The organism is Alcaligenes sp. 13f, assembly GCF_020496585.1.
Lineage (GTDB): Bacteria > Pseudomonadota > Gammaproteobacteria > Burkholderiales > Burkholderiaceae_B > Alcaligenes > Alcaligenes phenolicus.
Genome location: NZ_JAHKKC010000007.1, coordinates 135,451 through 154,645, shown reverse-complemented (window position 1 = coordinate 154,645; position 19,195 = coordinate 135,451). Strand labels below are relative to the sequence as shown.

At 56.5% G+C, this 19,195-nt stretch carries 18 protein-coding genes; 13 read left to right on the top strand and 5 right to left on the bottom strand.

Annotated features, from left to right (window positions below; all coding sequences use genetic code 11):
* Positions 1–44: 44 nt before the first annotated feature.
* The 3 genes from KOE80_RS08170 to KOE80_RS08160 form a co-directional block, all read right to left on the bottom strand.
* On the bottom strand, positions 45–932 hold the full coding sequence (locus KOE80_RS08170; RefSeq protein WP_083053691.1) for a Slam-dependent surface lipoprotein: 888 nt from the start codon (positions 930–932) through the stop codon (positions 45–47).
* A gap of 64 nt (positions 933–996) precedes the next feature.
* Complete coding sequence (locus tag KOE80_RS08165; protein ID WP_226348858.1) at positions 997–4,164, bottom strand: TonB-dependent receptor domain-containing protein; 3,168 nt, start codon at positions 4,162–4,164, stop codon at positions 997–999.
* 316 nt (positions 4,165–4,480) lie between these two features.
* Positions 4,481–5,458 (bottom strand): helix-turn-helix domain-containing protein, encoded by a 978-nt coding sequence (locus KOE80_RS08160; protein ID WP_021446683.1) that lies wholly within the window; start codon positions 5,456–5,458, stop codon positions 4,481–4,483.
* Positions 5,459–5,633: 175 nt separating this feature from the next.
* On the opposite strand from KOE80_RS08160, the gene KOE80_RS08155 reads away from it, so the two are divergent.
* From KOE80_RS08155 to KOE80_RS08105, 11 genes are all read left to right on the top strand, one after another.
* Positions 5,634–6,668 carry a class I SAM-dependent methyltransferase gene (locus KOE80_RS08155; RefSeq protein WP_226348857.1) on the top strand — a complete coding sequence of 345 codons (1,035 nt, stop codon included), beginning with the start codon at positions 5,634–5,636 and terminating at the stop codon, positions 6,666–6,668.
* Between the two features lie 5 nt (positions 6,669–6,673).
* On the top strand, positions 6,674–7,909 hold the full coding sequence (locus KOE80_RS08150) for an MFS transporter (RefSeq protein WP_226348856.1): 1,236 nt from the start codon (positions 6,674–6,676) through the stop codon (positions 7,907–7,909).
* 160 nt (positions 7,910–8,069) lie between these two features.
* Positions 8,070–9,242, top strand: coding sequence for a molybdopterin-synthase adenylyltransferase MoeB (moeB, locus tag KOE80_RS08145; protein ID WP_226348855.1), 1,173 nt, complete (start codon positions 8,070–8,072; stop codon positions 9,240–9,242).
* Positions 9,243–9,261: 19 nt separating this feature from the next.
* Complete coding sequence (locus tag KOE80_RS08140; protein ID WP_003801262.1) at positions 9,262–9,669, top strand: Mov34/MPN/PAD-1 family protein; 408 nt, start codon at positions 9,262–9,264, stop codon at positions 9,667–9,669.
* A 74-nt stretch (positions 9,670–9,743) separates the two neighbouring features.
* Positions 9,744–10,016: a MoaD/ThiS family protein gene (locus tag KOE80_RS08135; RefSeq protein WP_003801260.1), complete on the top strand. Its 273-nt coding sequence runs from the start codon at positions 9,744–9,746 to the stop codon at positions 10,014–10,016.
* Positions 10,017–10,099: 83 nt separating this feature from the next.
* Complete coding sequence (locus KOE80_RS08130) at positions 10,100–11,917, top strand: CoA transferase (protein WP_226348854.1); 1,818 nt, start codon at positions 10,100–10,102, stop codon at positions 11,915–11,917.
* A complete protein-coding gene (locus KOE80_RS08125; protein WP_226348853.1) occupies positions 11,914–13,575 on the top strand; it encodes an AMP-binding protein in 1,662 nt (553 codons plus the stop codon). The genes KOE80_RS08130 and KOE80_RS08125 overlap by 4 nt, the downstream gene beginning before the upstream one ends.
* Positions 13,572–14,765: an acyl-CoA dehydrogenase family protein gene (locus KOE80_RS08120; RefSeq protein ID WP_045931498.1), complete on the top strand. Its 1,194-nt coding sequence runs from the start codon at positions 13,572–13,574 to the stop codon at positions 14,763–14,765. Before KOE80_RS08125 ends, KOE80_RS08120 begins: the two co-directional genes overlap by 4 nt.
* Positions 14,762–15,952, top strand: a complete 1,191-nt coding sequence (locus KOE80_RS08115; protein ID WP_223254028.1) for a CynX/NimT family MFS transporter — start codon at positions 14,762–14,764, stop codon at positions 15,950–15,952. Before KOE80_RS08120 ends, KOE80_RS08115 begins: the two co-directional genes overlap by 4 nt.
* A gap of 4 nt (positions 15,953–15,956) precedes the next feature.
* Complete coding sequence (locus KOE80_RS08110) at positions 15,957–16,997, top strand: hypothetical protein (protein WP_226348852.1); 1,041 nt, start codon at positions 15,957–15,959, stop codon at positions 16,995–16,997.
* Between the two features lie 136 nt (positions 16,998–17,133).
* On the top strand, positions 17,134–17,595 hold the full coding sequence (locus tag KOE80_RS08105; protein WP_220273154.1) for a GNAT family N-acetyltransferase: 462 nt from the start codon (positions 17,134–17,136) through the stop codon (positions 17,593–17,595).
* A gap of 105 nt (positions 17,596–17,700) precedes the next feature.
* On the opposite strand, the gene KOE80_RS08100 is transcribed toward KOE80_RS08105, so the two are convergent.
* Both KOE80_RS08100 and KOE80_RS08095 read right to left on the bottom strand, forming a co-directional pair.
* Positions 17,701–18,075: a DsrE family protein gene (locus KOE80_RS08100; RefSeq protein WP_009454590.1), complete on the bottom strand. Its 375-nt coding sequence runs from the start codon at positions 18,073–18,075 to the stop codon at positions 17,701–17,703.
* Positions 18,076–18,096: 21 nt separating this feature from the next.
* Entirely contained in the window at positions 18,097–18,441 is a 345-nt protein-coding gene (locus KOE80_RS08095) for a carboxymuconolactone decarboxylase family protein (protein WP_009454588.1), read from the bottom strand.
* Between the two features lie 119 nt (positions 18,442–18,560).
* On the opposite strand from KOE80_RS08095, the gene KOE80_RS08090 reads away from it, so the two are divergent.
* Both KOE80_RS08090 and KOE80_RS08085 read left to right on the top strand, forming a co-directional pair.
* Positions 18,561–18,872 carry an ArsR/SmtB family transcription factor gene (locus KOE80_RS08090; protein ID WP_009454586.1) on the top strand — a complete coding sequence of 104 codons (312 nt, stop codon included), beginning with the start codon at positions 18,561–18,563 and terminating at the stop codon, positions 18,870–18,872.
* Between the two features lie 86 nt (positions 18,873–18,958).
* A complete protein-coding gene (locus KOE80_RS08085) occupies positions 18,959–19,156 on the top strand; it encodes a DUF2892 domain-containing protein (protein WP_009454584.1) in 198 nt (65 codons plus the stop codon).
* Positions 19,157–19,195 lie beyond the last annotated feature (39 nt).

Genomic DNA, 19,195 nt, shown 5'->3' with positions numbered 1-19,195 from the left:
TGTCGATCCCTTTTTTCTTATGGCAACACTAGGGTGTTGTCAGCTTAGGGTTGTTGCTTTGCGCCACCGAAAGCCATGTCACGAGCACCGTTGATGGAGTCGTAGTAGATACCTGCCAGGGCGTCTGCTGCTGCCCCGTAAAATTGACCACGAATCTTCGAAGCGTCGTCAAAGTCTTGGGCGAATGTACCGTTTGAGTAAATGGTCGCGTCATCAAAGAGAACGCTACCAACAGCACCAGACAGTGTGCCGCTGCCACCACCGTAATTGGCGGTCAGGACGCCAGTAGAGATACCGCCCTGTGTGCCGGGGTTGTACTTGGTAATACCCACAACGTCGTATTTCACGTTAACCAAGTTGGGCATGGCAGTGGTGGGGTTTTCGCCCGTGTAAAACACGGTGCGATCAGCGCTGTTCATGTTCAAGTCGGTGCTGCTGCCTTGGCTAGGGTTAGCGACACGTGGAGCCCACTCACCAAAATAAACGTCTTTGCCAGGGACTTTGGCTACAACTTCACCGCCGAAGTGTGGGTAGCCAGTCAGGGGGTCGTTCATTTGACGATAAGCGTAGATTTGAGTGCCTGCACCAGTACCGCTGCTAATCGTGTGGCGCCAAGTTTCCGAGATTTTCGTGCCAGCAGGCATTTCAATGTAACCATGGCCGTCTGCATTGCTTAACACCTGATTTGTTTGCCAAATGGGACCGCTCTTGAAGCTGACCACACCCGACTGATCGGCTGGGTTCGCAGTGTAAGGATCGGTGCCGGGCATGGAGATGCCTGCTTCGCCGATAGCCATCATCGTGGAGGGTTTGTCAGCAACGACAAAACCTTTGGAAGCGCCACCTGCAACGGGGGCGGCGAAGCTGCTGGCGGAGGCCAGCAGGAAAGCCGAAACAATAGCCAGTTTTTGTACATTCAGACTTGCTTTCATTACGAACTCCATTAAGTGAAGAAAAAGGGCGTTTTTACGAAAACGACCAAAAAAACCGATTAACTTAAAAACGTGCTGTCATACCGACGCGCACTGTTCGCCCAGGGGCCGGAATAGAGGTGCGGGCCATGGGGTCCAGGTAGTACTGATTGGTTAGATTGCTGATCGCCACGTCTACATTCAGGTTCTTCTGCACCTGATAGCTGGCGTAGGCATCAAAGACCAGGATCGGGTTCCAGTAATTGGCTCGGTTATAGGCCCAGCCCATAGATCCAAAGGCACCCTCATCTTTGTTCTTGGCGGCACTGTGATAAACGGCGCGTGCACCCAGCAATAGTTTCTTCTCCAGGAGACGAGCACCTACATCCAGATTCAGTGAATACTGGGGTTGCAGGCTGGTTCTGGCAAAGGTGCGAGGGAAGCCTCCATCCACGCAGCCAGGCACGCTGCGACTACCAGGCGCTCCAGGAATGGGATTAAAAGTTTGTGCGTAGTCGTGGTCGCACAGTTGCTGTTTCAGGCGGTACGTACCACCAAAGTTTGCAAAGTATTTGCCACTATCCACCCGAGCTTGCAGTTCAATGCCGGACATTTTTTTCTCGGCAAACTGCACGATATTGAAGTCCCAGTCCCGGTCTATATAGTCTTTGATGCGGTTATTGAAGTAGTTGATCCTGATGTCTGCGTAGTCCAGGCTGGGAAAGTAGCCGCTCAGGTTGTGGGCATAACCAATTTCCCAGTTGTAGGCATGCTCTGGGCTAACTGCGACACCTGTGGAGCTTTTGCTGCTGCCTACCATTGCCATGGAGGATTCAAACAGACTAGGGAAGCGGACAAACTCGTTGTACCGCGCATAGATACGGATATCGTCTGTGACGAAAGCAGTCAGCCCAATATGAGGAACCCATGCATGATCCTTCTGTTTTTTGGGTTCTTCCCACTTATTGGTAATTTCAGTTTCGTCTTGATAGACAGGTTTCCGGTTGTTTGTTGAGGTGATGTATTTGTCGACCGACCCCGTTTGACCTTGGGCGTCGGTAACTGTCTCGCTCGCGTCAATTTCGCCATTGGTAAATGGATTATTAGCCGTGAATCCTGTATGAGTTTGGCCTGACGGGACAAAAACAGATTCATCAATGTAGCGATAGCCATCGATTTTTCCAGCATCCAGTCTGAATGCCATATATTCTTCAGGCGATTTCAGCGGACCATCGACATAACTAGGATCTATGCTGTTAAGAAACTCCCAATTTCGCTTGTATTTTTCATAGCGAGGAGTGAGCTCCTGAATGATTTGCTCGTTGTAGGCCGTTACTTCTTGATCGGTCATCAATCGTTGGATTTGATAGTTGTAGCCTTTGAGTGCAGGCTGAATAGCCCAATCCTTATGTTGCTGACTACGCATCTCGGCCAGCTTGTCGTCATACGACCAATAGTCGCTGTAACGAGCGCCAGCATTCACCTGCAACCAGTCGACCGGACGCCAATCAAAATTAAAACCAAAGTTCCATTGTTGGCGGGTGCCCGAACGCGGCCCCATATGGTTTACGCCCCAGTTCAGTTCAGTCAGGTGCGTGAGGTTTTCCGAAGCGTCATGCTGTTTGAGTTTTTCGCGCGTAAAGTCCGCTTGCAAGCTCAAGTCCAGGGTGGAGTGCAAAGTCATTTCATTGCTCAGGTTCAAACCTGTGCGACGGTGATCGGTAATTTGCAAGGCGCGAGGCACAATGTTGAAACGACCATCCGCATTGGATTCTTTATCGGGTGGAGTCGTAGGCACGTTGGCACACATGGGTAGATCTCTGCCAAGGACGTGGCAATCCGTATAGTCATCCCACGCGTGATCCCGACCATTCCACCCGTCGCCTTGAGTGCCATAGATCACGTCACCGTTTTGATGGCGAGCGCTGTCACTTTGTGTAATCCAGGCGCCAGCTTTCAAGTTGATGAAACGGTTGCCTTCGGGGTTCCAGGAGTAGTTCAGATTCCAGGTGTCTTGTTTGACCTTGCTATAGGGGTTCTCGTTTTGCAGAATCTTTTTCTCGCCCTGACCATCCAGCGCATGCACGGCCCAGACCACGTTCCAAGGCACACTCTCGCCAAAGGTATGGTTGCTGCGCATGTAGCTCATATCAATGGCTTGATCGTGAGGTAAGCGCAGCGTTCCCTTGAGCAGGGTGGTTTCCAGTTCGCTGGATGTGTTCAGGACCTCTTCACCGGGGCGGAAATATTTGGCGATGTAGCTGATGCTTGGGGATGAGAAGCCCGGCCTTTTATCGTTCTTCGCATCTTCCTGCCATGAGTCGTGCTCGTATTTCTCGCTACCCTTTTTACCGCTGTAATAGTTGCCGCGACTGCGGTAGCTGTATGCGGCCAGCAGGTCAAAGTTCTCTTGTTTGGTTGCGATTGCCAGGCGATAGGAGTGGTCTTCGAAGTTGAAGTTCTTGCCGCCATTGCCTTCTTTAGGCATACGCTCTGGCGAAACGGATCCCGGCAGAATGACGCCGTTAGTACCACCTTTATCAAATACTGCGCCAGGGATGTCTCTATAGTCTTTACCGAACACTCCGAACGAACGCTCATTCGGCTTGGTCGAATTCGTCGCTGTCTCCGCCTTCAATTCAATCCCGAAGGTCTCGCCCGGTTTGACAATATCCTCCACCTGCAGCGTGCGGATCTGCACCGATCCGCCAATCCCGCTGGCTCCCGACGTTGCCGACACGCCTTTTTCCACCAGAATGCTGCTGATCATATTGGGATCAACATAGTTGCGGTTGGCGACCCCCGCCGGTCCCAGCCAGACTGATGTGGCCTGTTCCGTTCCGTCAATCGTCAATGGAATACGGCCTTCACCCTGGATACCGCGAATGTTCGGGTCCAGCGCGCCGCTATTGCGCGAATCCCCCGCATACACCCCGTTCAAACCTTTGAACAAATCCCCCACGGAGCTGCCTTTGTACAGCTCGATTTCCTCCTTGCCCGCGTACACATTGGAGACGTCTTTCTCGAAGACATCGGCCTTGCCGGCTTCATCGCGGGTCTCACGTACGACGGTAATGGTGTCTAGGCGAGTGGCTCTGTCCGTATCGTCCTGGCGCTCGTCCTGACGGGAGGAGGGTGGGGCGCTGCCCACGCTTTGGGCCTGTGTCTGCCCGGCCCAGGAGGCCAGAATCAAGGCATACACCAGCGGCTTGAGCGCGTGTTTTTTTGTGTAGGGTGAAAGGGTAGCGGACATAAAACGAACCAGGGCTCCGTGCGAAAAATAACAATCTGTCGTGGGGAAGTACTTCCCGTTTGCTGGCCAGGCTCACCACTTGTCTCAAAAGGTGAGGAAAGGCACGGGGATATTATTCACATTAATGAGAATAGTTATCACTTAGATTGATATGCAGGACGGAGCAATTCCTATGCAGGACCGGAAATCCGCTGCAATTGCAGGAATTTGTCAAAGCAGGAGGGGAACTTTTCAGGGAGAGGGCCGCAGGGGGCGGCCCGAAAGAAGGGTGGGCCTCTATGAATGCAGAGGCCGAAAACAGCGGAAATACAAAGGTTTAGGCGCGCTTGTTGCCAAAAATGGATTTGGGTGAGCGGCCAAAGTAGCGCGTAAAGGCGACGGAAAAATTATTGGGGTATTTGTAGCCGACTTGCCAGGCGGCCTGGGCCACTTGTTGGCCGGACTCCAGCAAGGTATAGGCTTTGCGCATACGTAGTTCCAGCAGCAGGCCGATAGGCGTGTTGTCGTACAGATAGCGAAAACCTTCTTTAAGTTTGTGCTCGTTAATGCCCACCGTCGTCGCCAAATACTCCACCGTGATTTGCTGGTCCAGTTGCGAGCTGAGCAAATCGCGTGCTCGCTCGACCCGTTGAATATCATCCACCGACAGCGGGGCGCTGTTGGGGGCGTCGGGTGGGGCCAGGCGGTTGAACTGCTCGGCCAGCAAGCTTAGTGCATGGATTTGCAGGTTCAGCCTGTGGTGATGAATGGGCTGCTCCGGGGTGCACGGCTGCATATAGCGTGCCAATGCCGCCGCATGGGCCATGGTGGCCTGGCTGCTGGCATGAAAGGACAGACGGTGCAGTCCCACGCAATCCATCAACTGGGTGGCGCGTTCCGGGCCCACGTATTTGTTCAAGGCCGCCTCGCTGATGACCAGCCGTAATTGCGATACGGACTGGTCCTCTTGATAGTGGCGTTCCCCCCGCAGGGATCGAAAAGCCGTCACCGTGGTATGGCCTGCCTTGAACAGCAGATCTGAGCTCTCCCGACCCTGATAGGCCGACTGTCCTTGCAGACCCACCGTCACCACAATGACACGGCCCGCGTGCGGGCCGTTGCTCTCTTCAACCAGCGATCGGCTGGGGTGATAGTGCAAGCGGCCCAACAAGAACCCTTGTTCCAGTTCCACGCATTCGGAATAGCAGTGGCCCAGTTCTTCGGGTAGTTGCAGCCGGACTCGGCCATCGCTCAGAGCGCGGCATGACCTGGGTTCATCCGTGGTTAAGCGATAGCCAAATTTGCGCGTGTTCATCATTTCTCCTGCTAAAAGCGCCTCGCATATGAATTGCTCCGTTCAGCATAGATCTTAATGCAAATAATTCTCATTAAATATATATCATTTCTAGCTGTGATGGCAGAGGGAAGGGCCATTGTGGAATTCACGGAGGTAAAAAACAGTGCTGGATCGATCGCTAGGAGAAGTCGTTTTGTCGGAGCAATTGCTGGAGTCGCATGCTCTGCAAGCCTGTTGGGACGCGCAATTGGCGGGTTTAAGTGCAGATGCCTTGAACCTGGCTTTGGGGTATGGCGTGTTTGCGCATCTGGATCAGTTTATCGCTGCGGAGGAACTTGCGCTTGTGCTCAAGTGGGACGCCGACAACACCGCCTACCTGCTGGAGTTGCTGTGGAGTCTGGAGCTGCTGGAGTGTCAGTGGACCTGTCCGCGACGCTATCGCAGCCTGCCGCAAACGGCGCGTTATCTGAATCCGGGTTCGGCGCAATACTGTGGCGATGCCTTGCTGTTTCGGCATGGTGTCTTGCGTCAGGTGGGCAATCAGCTCGATGAGCTGCTGCGTAATGGCAAATCGCCTCCAGCGGATCCGGCATTGATTCAGCAAGGCTGGGCAGCGGCGGCACGTTCACAAATTGCCCAGGAACAAACGGCGGTGACGGCCGAGGTGGCCTGTGAAATTTTTGGAGCCGTGCCGGAGTTCTGGCAGGCGCAACGTTTGCTGGATTTGGGCGGTGGGCCTGGACTGGTAGCCATCGCCTTGGCGCAACAGCAGCAGGACTTGAATGCCGTGGTGTTCGAGTACAAAGCGGCGGCTGCTGTCGCTCAGCAAAAAATTCTTGATGCGGGTCTGGAGGCCCGTGTCAGCACCTTGGCCGGTGATCTGCTGGTGGACGATTTCGGGGCGGATTATGACCTGATCTGGTGCTCTTCCGTGCTGCATTTTGTACCGGATATTCCTGCTTTGCTGGCCCGTCTGTATCGCGCGCTGCGCCCCGGTGGGGTGCTGGTGTGCTGTCACGCCGAAGTGCATAGCGAGGTCAGCAAGGCCAAACGGATTTTGCATTACTACCTGCATATGTGCATGCAAGGCCGCCATGTGCTGCCGGAAGGGCAGTTGGCCCAGTTGCTGGAACAAGCCGGATTTGATGATGTTCAGCAGTTTGATGAGGTGCGCTTTCCGGTTGCGCCCGTCACTGCATTGATTGCGCGCAAGACGTGCAAAGGGTGATGACAATGAAGACGTGGAAAGCGTGGGGGGCGCAGCTGCTGTTTGGCTGGATGAATCTGGTGCTGGCCGTCCCCAGTATTTACCTGATGCTGGGCATGCCCCTGGTGATGCGCCAGCATGGCTGGTCCGGCACCGAGATAGGCTTGTTCCAGCTGGCGGCCCTGCCCGCCATTTTCAAGCTGGTGCTGGCCATGCCGGTGCAGCGTGTCCGCCTGGGTGGCGGACATTTTGTGCATTGGCTGTGGTTGATGGCGGTGCTGTTGCTGGCTTTGTATGTGGGCATAGGTCGCGAGAATCTGATTGATCAGCGGACCCTGCTTTTTGCCCTGACGTTTGCCATCAGCATTGTGGCGACCTGGATGGACATTCCCCTGAATGCCTTGGCCGTGCAATACCTGCCGCGCGAGGAACAGTTGCGTGCGGGCAGTATTCGTTCTGCCGCCTTGTTTCTGGGCGCGATTGTCGGGGCGGGAGTGATGGTGCTGGTGCAGGCCCGCTGGGGTTGGCAGGCACCGTTCGCCTTGATGGGCCTGGGGCTGGTGATTGGTTGTTTGCCCTTTGTCTTCTTGCGTTCCAAAGCCGGTTTGCAAGCGGCTGAAACCGAGCAGGCACCGCCCGGTTTTGTTGCCGATTGGGTCAGCTTTTTCGGGCAGGAGGGAGCCAAGCAATGGACCAGCTTGCTACTGACCAGTTTTCCCTTTATTGGCGCTGTCTGGTTTTACCTGAAACCCTTGATGCTGGACCAAGGCATGCCCTTGGAAGAGGTGGCTTGGACGGTAGGGATTGCCGGTGGCATTACCGGTGCTGTATTTAGCCTGATTGGTGGTCGCTTGGCCTCATTGCTGGGGGCCGCACGCGCCATTCCTATTTATCTGCTGGCGGCCTTGCTGTCCCTGATTCTGCTGATGGTCTCGGTCTGGGCCAAGCTGGGCCCGGTGTGGCTGATCAGCAGTGCCATGTTGATTGCAGCCAGCATGGGGGCGGTGTCGGCCTTGCTCTTTGGACTGACCATGTTCTTTACCCGCAGACAGCGCAATGCCTCGGACTACGGTTTGCAATCGACCATCTTCACCCTGGCCCGTATGGCCGTCCCCATTGCCGCTGGCATCTTGCTGGACCGTTTCGGTCAGGTTGTCATGCTGGGCGTACTCACCCTGGGCGTTCTGTTCGCCTTTGTACTGGCTTGGCGCGTGCGCCACAGCGTTGGTGCCAGCACCGAAGTTTTGCTGCGTAGTCAGTAAGTCAGGGCCTGAAAACGCCAGCGCACACAGCTTGCGTTGGCGTTCATCGTTTTTGCTCCGTTTCGCATAGAAATTAGAACCCAAAGGCTATTGTGTCATTTTCAGTCATATTTGAGAATAAGTCTTGTTCGTATTCATATGTATTTAACCAGGAGTCATTATGACCTTGCCCCCCTTAGTTGAGCCCGGTGAGCCTTTAAGCCGCGAAGAGGTTAACCGTTATAGCCGTCACCTCTTGATTCCCAATGTGGGCATGGAAGGCCAGCGCCGCATCAAAAATGCCAAAGTGCTGGTTATCGGGGCAGGGGGGCTGGGTTCGCCCACCTTGCTGTACTTGGCCGCAGCCGGGGTGGGCGCACTGGGCATCATCGACTTTGACCGGGTGGATGAATCCAATTTGCAGCGCCAGATCATTCACACCGTAGACAGCATTGACGAGCTGAAAGTGGAAAGCGCCAAGCGTGCGATTCACAAGCTCAACCCCCACGTCAAGGTAGAAACTTATACCGACAGATTGGAACCTGGCATGGCGGTCGAGCTGTTCTCGCGCTACGACCTGATTCTGGACGGCACTGACAACTTTGCGACCCGCTATCTGGTCAATGATGCGTGCATGCTGGCTGATAAACCCTATGTCTGGGGTTCGATCTTCCGCTTTGAAGGCCAGGTCTCGGTGTTCTGGGAAAACGCGCCCGGTGGCATAGGTTTGAACTACCGCGACCTGTACCCCGAGCCCCCACCGCCCGAGCTGGCTCCGTCTTGCGCGCAGGGCGGTGTGTTTGGTGTCTTGTGCGCCTCGATTGCCTCCATCATGTCCACCGAAGCCATCAAGCTGATTACCGGCATTGGCGATCCTTTGATCGGCCGCCTGATCGCTTATGACGCACTGGATATGTGCTACCGCGAACTGCCCATCCGCCGCCTGCCCAATCGCAAGCCCGTGACCGAGCTGGGTGATTACCAAACTTTCTGCGGCCTGAATCCACCGGCTGATGCCATGGCCATTCCTGTGCCTGTCATGACTGTGCTGGAGTTGAAAGAGCTGCTGGACCAAGAGCAGGCCCCTGTTCTGGTGGACGTGCGCGATCCCAATGAATGGGAAATCGTGAATATTCCTGGCGCGATTCTGATGCCCAAATCGCCCACCGTCGCCGCCGAGATTCTGGCTGCCTTTGGTCCGAATGCGGATCTGGTGATTTCGTGCCGCTCCGGTGCGCGCTCCAGGACCGTGTGCGAAGAGCTGATCAAGTTGAAGGCCCCCAAGGTGCGCAATCTGGAAGGCGGCGTGCTGGCTTGGGTGGAGCAGGTCGCTCCCGAATTGGCATCTTACTAAGTTCGGGAGGAAGCACATCATGGCCTTGCAGATTCGTCGCTCTGCTCTGGAGCAAGTTCTGAATCATGCCAAGCAGGATCACCCCATTGAGGCATGCGGACTGATTGCCGCCCAGGAGGGCTCGCTGGTGGCCGAGCGCGTGCTGCCCATGCAAAACCGGGCGGCCTCGGAGGTGTTTTATCAGTTCGATTCGCGTGAGCAATTTCAGGTCTACCGCCGTCTGGATGAGGATGATCAGGAGTGTTGCGTGATCTATCACTCTCATACCGCCAGCCAGGCTTTCCCGAGCAAGGATGACATCGATTTTGCGGGCCATCCCGAACTGCATTACCTGATCGTGTCCACCTGGGATCAGGCCACCGTGCCGGTTCGATCCTTCCGGATTATCGACGGCGGTGTGACCGAAGAAACCATCGTGATTGTCTAGGGAACAGCGTCGCTCCCCCAAGGGGGGCGTGCGTCCCGGCTGTTGGAAACCACTATTTCAAAGGAGTTTTAAGCATGTCCATTTCAGTCTCTATTCCGACCTTGCTGCGTCCACTGACGAACGGAGAGAAGAAAGTCCAGGCCCAGGGCGCTTCGGTAGGCGAAGTGATCGAGCATCTTGAAGGCCAGTTTCCCGGCATCAAGGCGCGCCTGATGAGCGGCGAAGACCTGCACCGTTTCGTGAATATTTACGTGAACGAAGAGGACATCCGTTTCAGTGATGGCCTGAAAACCGCCACTCGTGCTGGCGACAGCCTGACCGTACTGCCTGCCGTAGCAGGGGGCTAAGACCATCTGGTCTGGATTTTCATGGTGCAAGTGCTGGTTTCTGCAATCAGCACTTGGCGTGCGCATCACTCTGGTTTGAAACTATGTCTGAATTACTACATGGCTGCGGATTACGTTGGCAGATGGGCTCACAGCCCCCGTATTGGCCGGGCTTGCCTGCTGCCTTGAGCCGTCAGGCTCGATTGCTGGGTTTATCTGAACAAGGACAATCCGCAGGCCATCAAGACGAAGCAGCATTCAGCCTGTATTCGCCTGATTTTGGAACGATTAGCACGCATCTGGAAACCGAGACGGGCGGCATGACGCAAGCCGCGATCAGCGAGCTGAGCATGCAGGCTGCCAGCGGTATCTTGTCCGTGCATGGACGCTCCAGTGGGCTTTCGGGCACGCTGGGCCTGGATTATCTGGCCGTGCTCAGTTCAGCCATGACCCTGCAAGCGACCTTGGCGGCAGCCTTGGGCCAATTGCGCGGCGGGCGTTTCTCTACGGTGTCGGTTTCGCCCTTGGGCTGCGGCCTGCTCAGTATCGGGCAGTATCTGGCCGGGGCAACGGCGGCTCAAGATCCCGAACAGTTATTGGCGGGTAGTTACGATCCCGGCTTGCGGCCACCCTTTGTTTCGCAAGACGGCGTGGTCTTTGAACTGGAAACCTTGGACCCGCGACCCTGGCGCGCCTTTTGGGAAGCAGTGGGCGTACCGGCCGATCTGGCTGGTCAGGCCTGGAAAGCGTTTTTGCTGCGCTATGCCAAGGCGGTGTGCCCTATGCCAGCGGCATGTTTAAGCAGTCTGCAAGCCCTGAACTTTGCCCGTTTGCAGGAACTGGCCTTGCAGACCGGCATGGCCATCTTGCCGGTACGTACACCGGCTCAACGCCAGAGCGATAGTGATTACGCGGCCTTGGCCGGTCTGTGGCAGCATCAGAGTCATGCCGCGCCCGGCTCATTGAGCACCTTGCCGTCCAAGGCCGATTTGCCCCTGCGTGGTTTGCGGGTGGTGGAGTCCTGCCGTCGGATTCAAGGGCCTATTGCCGGTCACTTGCTGGCGCTGTTGGGGGCCGAAGTGATTCGTCTGGAACCGCCCGGTGGTGATCCCTTGCGTGCCATGCCGCCGTGCGTGGATGGCTGCTCGGTGCGCTTTGATGCGCTCAATCAATTCAAGACGGTGCAGGAAGTGGACATCAAATCGGCTCAAGGCCGCCAGGCCATTTACGAATTGGTGAGCCAGTCTGATGTATTTCTGCATAACTGGGCGCCGGGCAAGGCGGCCGAGCTGCAACTGGATGCCCAGGACTTGCACGCGGTGCGCCCGGATCTGGTCTACGCCTATGCGGGCGGTTGGGGTCAGGAGCAAGTGGACGCGCCGGGGACGGACTTCACGGTGCAAGCCTGGTCGGGTATTGCTCACACCATTTCACAAACCTCGGATGCACGGGGCGGGTCGTTGTTTACGGTGCTGGATGTGCTGGGCGGGGTGATGGCCGCGCTGGGTATCAGTGCCGCCTTGCTGCGCCGGGGCCTGAGCGGGTCGGGCTTGCGGGTAGACAGCTCCTTGTTGGCCACGGCCGATCATCTGGCCCAGGCCGTTTCTCCCATCAGTAAAACTGGCGTGTCGGCGGTGTTCCAGACGGGCGAGGGCTTCATCGTCATCGACTGCCAGGATCAAACGCATCTGCATGCCCTGGCCGGGTGGCTGAATGTGTCGCCCGATGCTGTCTGGACGGTTTTGCCGGATCGTCTTCTGTCCCAGTCTGCCCGTAGCCTGGAAACGCAACTGGATGTGCTGGGCATACCGGCCCGCCGCGTCCATAGCAATCTGGCGCAACTGCGTGCTGATCCACGTCTGACGTCTCATTTCCATGACAAGGGCTATTCGTCTGTTAATTCTCCCTGGAGGTTTTTATGAATCACGCTGGCATCATCGATCTGGTCCCTGCGTCATTGCGCCAACGCTGGATAGAGGACGGTACCTACCCGAATAAGCCGGTCTTTACGCTGTTTGCGGAAAAAGCTCAGGCTCATCCGGACAAACTGGCGGTGCTCTCGCCGCAAGGCAATATCAGCTATAGCGCCTTGATGGACGCGGCTCTGCGTCTGGCAGGCAGCTTGCGTCGTGCAGGGATTATGGCGGGCGACGTGGTGGCGTATCAGCTCAGCAACCATTGGGTGTGCTGCGCCATTGACCTGGCCGCCGCGGCTTTGGGGGCGATTGTGGCGCCTTTCCCGCCCGGACGGGGCAAGCTGGATATTCAGTCGCTGGTGCGTCGTTGCGATGCACGGGCGGTGATTGTGCCGCATGAATATGCAGGCATTGATTTGTGCGAAGTGATCGAGTCCTTGCGCCCTACGCTGCTGTCCTTGCGTGTCCTGATTGTGCAAGGTCCATCGCGTCCGGGCTGGATGACTTTGGATTCTCTGTTCGAAGGTGAGCCTTTGGCCTTGTCCGAATTGCCGGTGGTGTCACCCAATTCGCCCGTGCGTTTGCTGGTGTCCTCGGGCACCGAATCTGAACCCAAGCTGGTGGCCTATTCGCATAATGCCCTGGTAGGTGGACGCGGCCGATTCCTGCAACGCATTTCTCCCAATGATGTGGAGTTCCGCGGCATGTATCTGGTGCCGCTGGGTTCTTCATTTGGCTCTACAGCCACCTTCGGCGTGCTGTGCTGGTTAGGTGGTTCTTTGGTGGTCTTGCCCAAGTTTGATGTGCCTAGTGCGATTGCCGCCATCAATGCCTTCAAACCCAGCTTTATTCTGGGCGTGCCCACCATGTTCCAGCGTATTGCGGCAGCACCCGAGCTGGAGAAGGCCGATAAAGCCAGCTTGCGCGGTTTGATTGTGGGCGGTTCAGTTATTGACGAAGCCACAGTACGCCGTTGCGTGGAAGCGTTTGATTGCGGCTTCATCAGTCTGTACGGCTCGGCCGATGGGGTGAACTGCCACAACACATTGGATGATCCTATCGAAGTGGTCTTGAGCAGTGTAGGGACCCCAAATCCGCAAGTGTGCGAGATCCGCCTGATTGACGATGAGGGTGCCGAAGTGCCGCAAGGTGAAGTAGGCGAAATCACCGCACGTGGTCCCTTGAGCCCCATGCAATATGTGAACGCCCCGGAACTGGATGCCCAGTATCGGGATGAGCAGGGTTGGGTGAAAACGGGCGATCTGGGTTACATCAATGCCCAAGGGCAGTTGGTGCTGGCGGGTCGCAAGAAAGACATCATCATTCGTGGTGGTGCGAACATCAGCCCGGTGCAAATTGAAGGTTTGGTCATGGCTCACCCGGATGTGGTTACCGTGGCTTGCGTGCCGGTCCCCGATGCGGATCTGGGTCAGCGTATTTGCTTGTGCGTGACAGTGCGTGAAGGCGTGCCGCGTTTCTCCCTGAAAGAGATTACCGACTTCTTGCGTGAGCAGGGTCTGGAAGTGAACAAGCTGCCCGAGTATCTGCGCTTTTACCGCAGCTTGCCGCTGACGCCTGCGGGCAAGATCGACAAGCGCGCCTTGGCTGCCGATGCGGCTGCATTGGGTTCCGGGACCAAGACCGCAGCGGGGATAGCAGCATGAGCCACCTTGCCATTTCCAGCGCAGCCTTGAGCCGCAAGCTGCGGCAGTTTGTGGATACCGAGATCATCCCCAACGAGGGCATTCTGGCTCAGGGAGATAATCTGGCCCGCGAGCTGACTCTGGACCTAACACGTCGGGCTCAACAGGCGGGTTTGTTCGGCAGTTTCTACCCCATGCATCGCGGCGGTCGGATCGCCAGTTTGGTCGAATACTTGCCCGTGGCTGAACAGGAAGGACGCTCCGAATATGGCCCCGGCATTTTCGGGGCAGATGCCACGCTGGATGCGTATATGTTGAGCCATCATGGCTCGGCCAGCGTCAAACAGCGCTTTCTGACGCCCTTGCTCAAGGGTGATGCGGTGTCCAGCTACGCCATGTCCGAGCCGGACAGCATTGGTTCGATTCCGGCCACCATGCAATGTCAGGCTCGCCTGAAAGACGGGCAATGGCATGTGAATGGCCGCAAGTGGTTTATTTGCCGGGCGCAACTGGCCAGCTTCGCGACCGTGGTGGCGCGCAGCGCGGACGGTCCCGTGAATGAGTCCTTGTCCATGGTGATCGTGCCCACGGATGCGGCGGGCTTTAAAGTCGTGCGTCCCTTGCCGTTGCTGGGACGTTACCAGGGGCAGAACGAGCTGCTGTTCAACAATGTGACCGTGCCGGAGGATTATGTTCTGGGCAGCGCCGGGCAGGGCATTGCCTTGATGCAAAAGCGCCTGGCTTTGGGCCGTATCTTGCGATCCGTGCAATGGTTGGGATTGGCGCAACGCAGCTTTGAAATCATGTGCGAGCGCATTCATTCGGAACGTGGGGAGCTGGCCCGTCTGGCGGACAAGCAACTGGTTCGGGCGCGGGTCTATCAGGTGTACCGCGCCATTACCTCGGCCCGTTGCTTGCTGCGCGAAGCCGCCGTCAAGTTCGATGCGGGCTTGCCCAATTCGGTGGAGGTGAATGTGGCCAAACTGGCAGCGTCGGATGCAGTCAGCGAGGCGGCAGATTCCGCTATCCAGATCATGGGGGCCGAAGGGCTGGCCGATTGGAGCCCCTTGTCCGGCATCTACCGGGCAGCGCGTACCACGCATATTCTGGATGGGGCGGACGATGCCTTGATCAGCACGGTCGGCAAGCACTTGCTGCAAGCCCACTACGCCATTCAGGAGACGGCAGACATGAACAAGGCAGTCGCATGATGCTATCGACACGGGCAAGTCGTTCCCCTTGGGTGCTGGCCAGTTTGATGACTCTGGCGATGGGCATGCCCATGATGGTGTTTTATGCCATCGGCGTCCTGGGTCCGCAAATCATTCAGGATCTGGGCATCTCGCGCGAGCAACTGGGCTGGTTGACCACCAGCACCTTTGGTCTGGCTGCCTTGCTCTCGCCGTGGGCGGGGGCTTTGGTGCAGCGCATGGGCAATCGGCAAGGCTTGTTTTTGTTGTTCCTGCTGGTGGCCATGTCCTTTAGTTTGATCGCGGTGCTGCCGGGTTTCTGGGGTGTGCTGACGGCCCTGCTCTTGTGCGGCTTGGCGCAGTCCTTGGCGAACCCGGTGACCAATCAGGCCATTGCCCAGTTGGTACCGGCAGAGCGTAAGGCCGGGCTGGTCGGTATCAAGCAGTCTGGTGTACAGGCTTCGGCCTTGCTGGCCGGTTTGGTCCTGCCCACCCTGGCCTACAAGCTGGGGTGGCGGGGTGCGTTTGTGGTGTGGGTGCCCGCCATGCTGTGCCTGTCCTACTTTGCCTTGCAGCTTTTGCCGGCCAGAGCCAGCACCGCAGCTGGCAGCATGTCCTGGCGCTTGCCTTGGCCCAGCCAACAGCTTTGGCTGTTGATGGCCATTCAGCTGTGCGCGGGTCTGGTGCTGTCGTCCTTCATCACTTTTCTGGGTGTTTTTGCGCAACAGCTGGGCGTGTCGCCGTACTGGATAGGGATGTTGGTCAGTGGCTTTGGGGTGATGGGGATTGTGTCCCGAGTGCTCTTGACGCCTATCGCTGCCCGATTTGGTGATGAAACCTTGTTGCTGGGCATCCTGTTTGTCATCCCAATTGTGGCCTTGTTGCTGATGATGATGGCCGCGCCGGACAGGCTTTGGCCCTTGGGAGCCGGGGTGCTGGCCATTGGCCTGACCCTGGTTGCGACCAATGCCATTGCCATGAGCATGTTGCTGCGAGATGCCCGCTTTGGGGCACCGGCTCGTACGGCAGGGCTGTTGTCCGTCGGGTTTTTTGGTGGCTTTGCCTTTGGCCCGCCACTGTTTGGTGTGCTGCTGCGCTCGCCCGAAGGCTTCGCCGCTGCCTGGCCTTTTCTGATGGGCATTCTGGTGTGCGCCAGCTTGTTGTGCCTGATTCTGTACCAGGTTCGTCGTATGGCGAAAGGGGAATGATGGGATGTCTGTAGATGTATTGGGATCAGCCAGCATAGAGTCCATTTTTGCGAATATGGACCAGGTTGCCGAGCAATGTGGGGAGCAGTTTCCCTTGTTCAGACAGTCCTCGTCCGAGCAATGGACCTTGTCGCGACGTGGCTCCTGGTTGGGGGGCTTCTGGGCGGGCTTGTGGTGGCGACGTGCCTTGATCAGTGGTCAGGAGCAGGATAAGGAGCAGGCGCTGAACTGGAGCCAGAAGCTGCAAGTCTGGCTGGAAGAGCCCAGCATCAATCGTAGCTTTGTGTTCTGGTATGGCTCCGGCCTGGGCAGCATCTGGCATGGGGATAGAGAGGCCGAAGCCCATATCGATCAGGCTGCACAAGCTCTGCTGAACAGCTTTGATGCCTCTAGCGGCTTCTGGCCCTTGGGTTCCGGAATGGGGGGCGGGGAAGCGGGCAATCACATTTTGAATGTGGATGCTCTGGCTCCTACGCTCTTGGTGCTGGATGCGCAGGGCGGGCCGGTGGCGCGTCAGTTTGGGCAATGGCATGTGGATGCCTGCCTGCGGTACTTGCAGAAACGCAGCGGAGCCTGGCGGGATACGGTCTTGCTACGCGGGAACGATGTGCTGGCCGAGCAGGGGGCTGAAACCTGGCAACGAGGGCAGGCCTGGGCCATGCTGGGAATGGCAACCGCAACGCGCTTGTATGACAGAAAGTCCTATGCTCAAGCAGCCCTGAATGCCTGCCGATATTGGCACGAGCGTTGGGGGAAGTTTGCGCATGGCTTTTTGACGCAGGAGTCCCCACTAAGTCCGGTAGACCGTTCAGCCTGGGCGATTGCTTCTTTGGCTATGTATGAGCTGTCGCAGATTCTGCCGGAACAACAATGGCTGCACGAGCAATCGCGCTTGTATCTGGATGCCTTGCTGACCCCTGAGTTAAGTGAAACAGGGCGTTTTGTGGGACATCTTTACAAAGTTGCGCCGGGGCAGTCTGAACTGGTGGAATCGGCCTGCGCCAGCTTCTTTTTGCTGGAGGCCTTGCTGGCGCATTCGGCTTGAAGAGCGGCCATAGATAGCTTGTATGCCCCCTTGGATGCTCAAGGGGGAAGCTCTATCGGTATGATGTGCGCTTGAGTGTTCTTGATGGCCTTTCAATGCAGGAAAGCATCAAACACAAGGAGCAGGTTTTCATCCTATGGCAGCCGTAAAAGAACAAACTTCTATACAGATCCGATCCGCCATTCAGGCAGATTATGAAGGCTTGCTGGCCCTTGACACGGTAGCGTCGCAGGAGCCTGAGCGTGCCTTGCAGATTCAGGGCTGGATTCAGAAATCGCAGTGTTATGTGGCTGAGCGAGAAGGCATCTTGTTGGGCTATGGCGTCTTGAATTACCACTTCTTTGGCCACGGCTTTGTCGAGATGCTGATGGTGGGGGAGTCTGGTCGGGGGCAGGGCATTGGCTCGGCTTTGCTGCGATATTTCCGGCAGATTAGTCAGACAGAAAAGCTGTTTTCTTCTACCAACCAATCCAATCAGGCCATGCATGGCATGTTTCAGAAATTGGGCTTTCGACGTAGCGGCGTGATTGAAAATCTGGATGAAGGCGACCCGGAGATTGTGTACGTTTCTCTGGCTAATACAGAGCCAGAAGCATAGGGGCCAAGGCAGACTTGCTGAATTGAATGCCAGTATTTTGTATTGAAAAAGCAGGCCAAAACACAAAAATGGTTTGGCCTGTTTTGCATCTGAGGAAGCAGCGTATCAGGAAATCTGCAAAGAGCCTGTTGCGCCCATCAGCAGGTCGATCACATCCGGCGCGGAAATGATTTCAAAGCGTGGGTCCATCTGCTCGGCGCTCAGGCCGTTATGCAGCATGCAGGACTTGCACACGGCCACGCGTCCACCTTGCTCCAGATATTTCTTCAACAGCTCTGCTGCCGGTTCAAAGGGGGCGCCAATACTGATGGGGTCGGCGGCACCGGGTACACCCAGCGCGACTCCTTCAGCCATCAGAATCAGGCAGGCGCTATGTCCCTTCTGAACCGCATTGACAGCCATGGTCAGGGCCACGGTTACTTTGTCGGGATTGCCCTGGGCATGGAACAGCGTCGATACAAAAGCAGCGGGTTTAGGCATCACAATTCTCCTTGTTTCGGTTCAAGACTTGAATTCATTGAATGCGGCAACGGCATTGGCCGCGTACATCACGGATGGACCACCGCCCATATAGATCGCAACCCCCAAGGCTTCATGTACTTCTTCCAGACTGGCTCCCATCTGCGCCAAGGCCTTGCTATGAAAGCCTATGCAGCCCTCGCAATGGGTGGCTACGCCAATTGCCAAGGCTATCAATTCTTTGGTTTTGGCATCGAGGGCGCCGCCTGTCATGGCGGCCTTGCCCAGATCTCCAAACCCTTTCATCACGTCGGCTTGGGTCTGACGTAGCTGCGCCAGATTGCTGGAAATGCCTTGGGTCAGTTGCTTGTAGCTAGTTTCACTCATGCATGACTCCTGTCGTATTAACAAAAGCAAAGGAATACTGAAATTGTTGACTGCATTAATTCAGTATATGCTAAATTAAGATTTATCTAAATTAATGCGCAAGAAAAGCTGGATAAACCATGATCCAAAGCAAATCCGACATCGAGCTGTTGCAAGAGAGCGCTGATCAAGCGGCCGCTTTGTTGCAGGCGGTGGGCAATCCCAAACGCCTGGTGATTCTGTGTCTCTTGATTCAGCAAGGCGAGATGAGTGTGGGAGCACTGAACGAGATGGTGGCGCTAAGCCCCTCGGCCCTGTCGCAGCATTTGGCGCGCATGCGCCAGGAAGGTTTGGTCAGCTACCGGCGCGAGGCGCAAACCCTGTATTACCGCATTGAGGACCCGAATGTCGCCACCTTGATTGGCACCTTGAAAGATATTTTCTGTCCCTGAGCCTGATGGCATCAGGGGCGGGGCGCATCGCCTGCAGGCCATCGCCCGACCCGTTTTCCCTTGCTTCTTTGTTAAAAGGATTCGCCATGAAAAGCAATGTAGGTGGTTTGGATCGTATTGCTCGTATCGTTGTGGGTGTGGTGCTGATTGCGCTGGCAGTCACGAACGTCATCGGCTGGTGGGGCTGGCTGGGCCTGATTCCTCTGATCACGGGGCTGGTCGGTTTTTGCCCGCTGTACCCCATGCTGGGCCTGAGCACCTGCCCGCTGAAAAAGCGTCAATAGATCACTCGCTATGGCCTGGTAACGGGTCATTCCCGCCTG

What these genes read in the sequence shown, in the direction of transcription:
- KOE80_RS08170 (WP_083053691.1), bottom strand. Translation starts at nt 932, where the DNA reads ATGAAAGCAAGTCTGAATGTACAAAAACTGGCTATTGTTTCGGCTTTC.
- KOE80_RS08165 (WP_226348858.1), bottom strand. Translation starts at nt 4,164, where the DNA reads ATGTCCGCTACCCTTTCACCCTACACAAAAAAACACGCGCTCAAGCCG.
- KOE80_RS08160 (WP_021446683.1), bottom strand. Translation starts at nt 5,458, where the DNA reads ATGAACACGCGCAAATTTGGCTATCGCTTAACCACGGATGAACCCAGG.
- KOE80_RS08150 (WP_226348856.1), top strand. Translation starts at nt 6,674, where the DNA reads ATGAAGACGTGGAAAGCGTGGGGGGCGCAGCTGCTGTTTGGCTGGATG.
- moeB (WP_226348855.1), top strand. Translation starts at nt 8,070, where the DNA reads ATGACCTTGCCCCCCTTAGTTGAGCCCGGTGAGCCTTTAAGCCGCGAA.
- KOE80_RS08140 (WP_003801262.1), top strand. Translation starts at nt 9,262, where the DNA reads ATGGCCTTGCAGATTCGTCGCTCTGCTCTGGAGCAAGTTCTGAATCAT.
- KOE80_RS08135 (WP_003801260.1), top strand. Translation starts at nt 9,744, where the DNA reads ATGTCCATTTCAGTCTCTATTCCGACCTTGCTGCGTCCACTGACGAAC.
- KOE80_RS08130 (WP_226348854.1), top strand. Translation starts at nt 10,100, where the DNA reads ATGTCTGAATTACTACATGGCTGCGGATTACGTTGGCAGATGGGCTCA.
- KOE80_RS08125 (WP_226348853.1), top strand. Translation starts at nt 11,914, where the DNA reads ATGAATCACGCTGGCATCATCGATCTGGTCCCTGCGTCATTGCGCCAA.
- KOE80_RS08120 (WP_045931498.1), top strand. Translation starts at nt 13,572, where the DNA reads ATGAGCCACCTTGCCATTTCCAGCGCAGCCTTGAGCCGCAAGCTGCGG.
- KOE80_RS08115 (WP_223254028.1), top strand. Translation starts at nt 14,762, where the DNA reads ATGATGCTATCGACACGGGCAAGTCGTTCCCCTTGGGTGCTGGCCAGT.
- KOE80_RS08110 (WP_226348852.1), top strand. Translation starts at nt 15,957, where the DNA reads ATGTCTGTAGATGTATTGGGATCAGCCAGCATAGAGTCCATTTTTGCG.
- KOE80_RS08105 (WP_220273154.1), top strand. Translation starts at nt 17,134, where the DNA reads ATGGCAGCCGTAAAAGAACAAACTTCTATACAGATCCGATCCGCCATT.
- KOE80_RS08100 (WP_009454590.1), bottom strand. Translation starts at nt 18,075, where the DNA reads ATGCCTAAACCCGCTGCTTTTGTATCGACGCTGTTCCATGCCCAGGGC.
- KOE80_RS08095 (WP_009454588.1), bottom strand. Translation starts at nt 18,441, where the DNA reads ATGAGTGAAACTAGCTACAAGCAACTGACCCAAGGCATTTCCAGCAAT.
- KOE80_RS08090 (WP_009454586.1), top strand. Translation starts at nt 18,561, where the DNA reads ATGATCCAAAGCAAATCCGACATCGAGCTGTTGCAAGAGAGCGCTGAT.
- KOE80_RS08085 (WP_009454584.1), top strand. Translation starts at nt 18,959, where the DNA reads ATGAAAAGCAATGTAGGTGGTTTGGATCGTATTGCTCGTATCGTTGTG.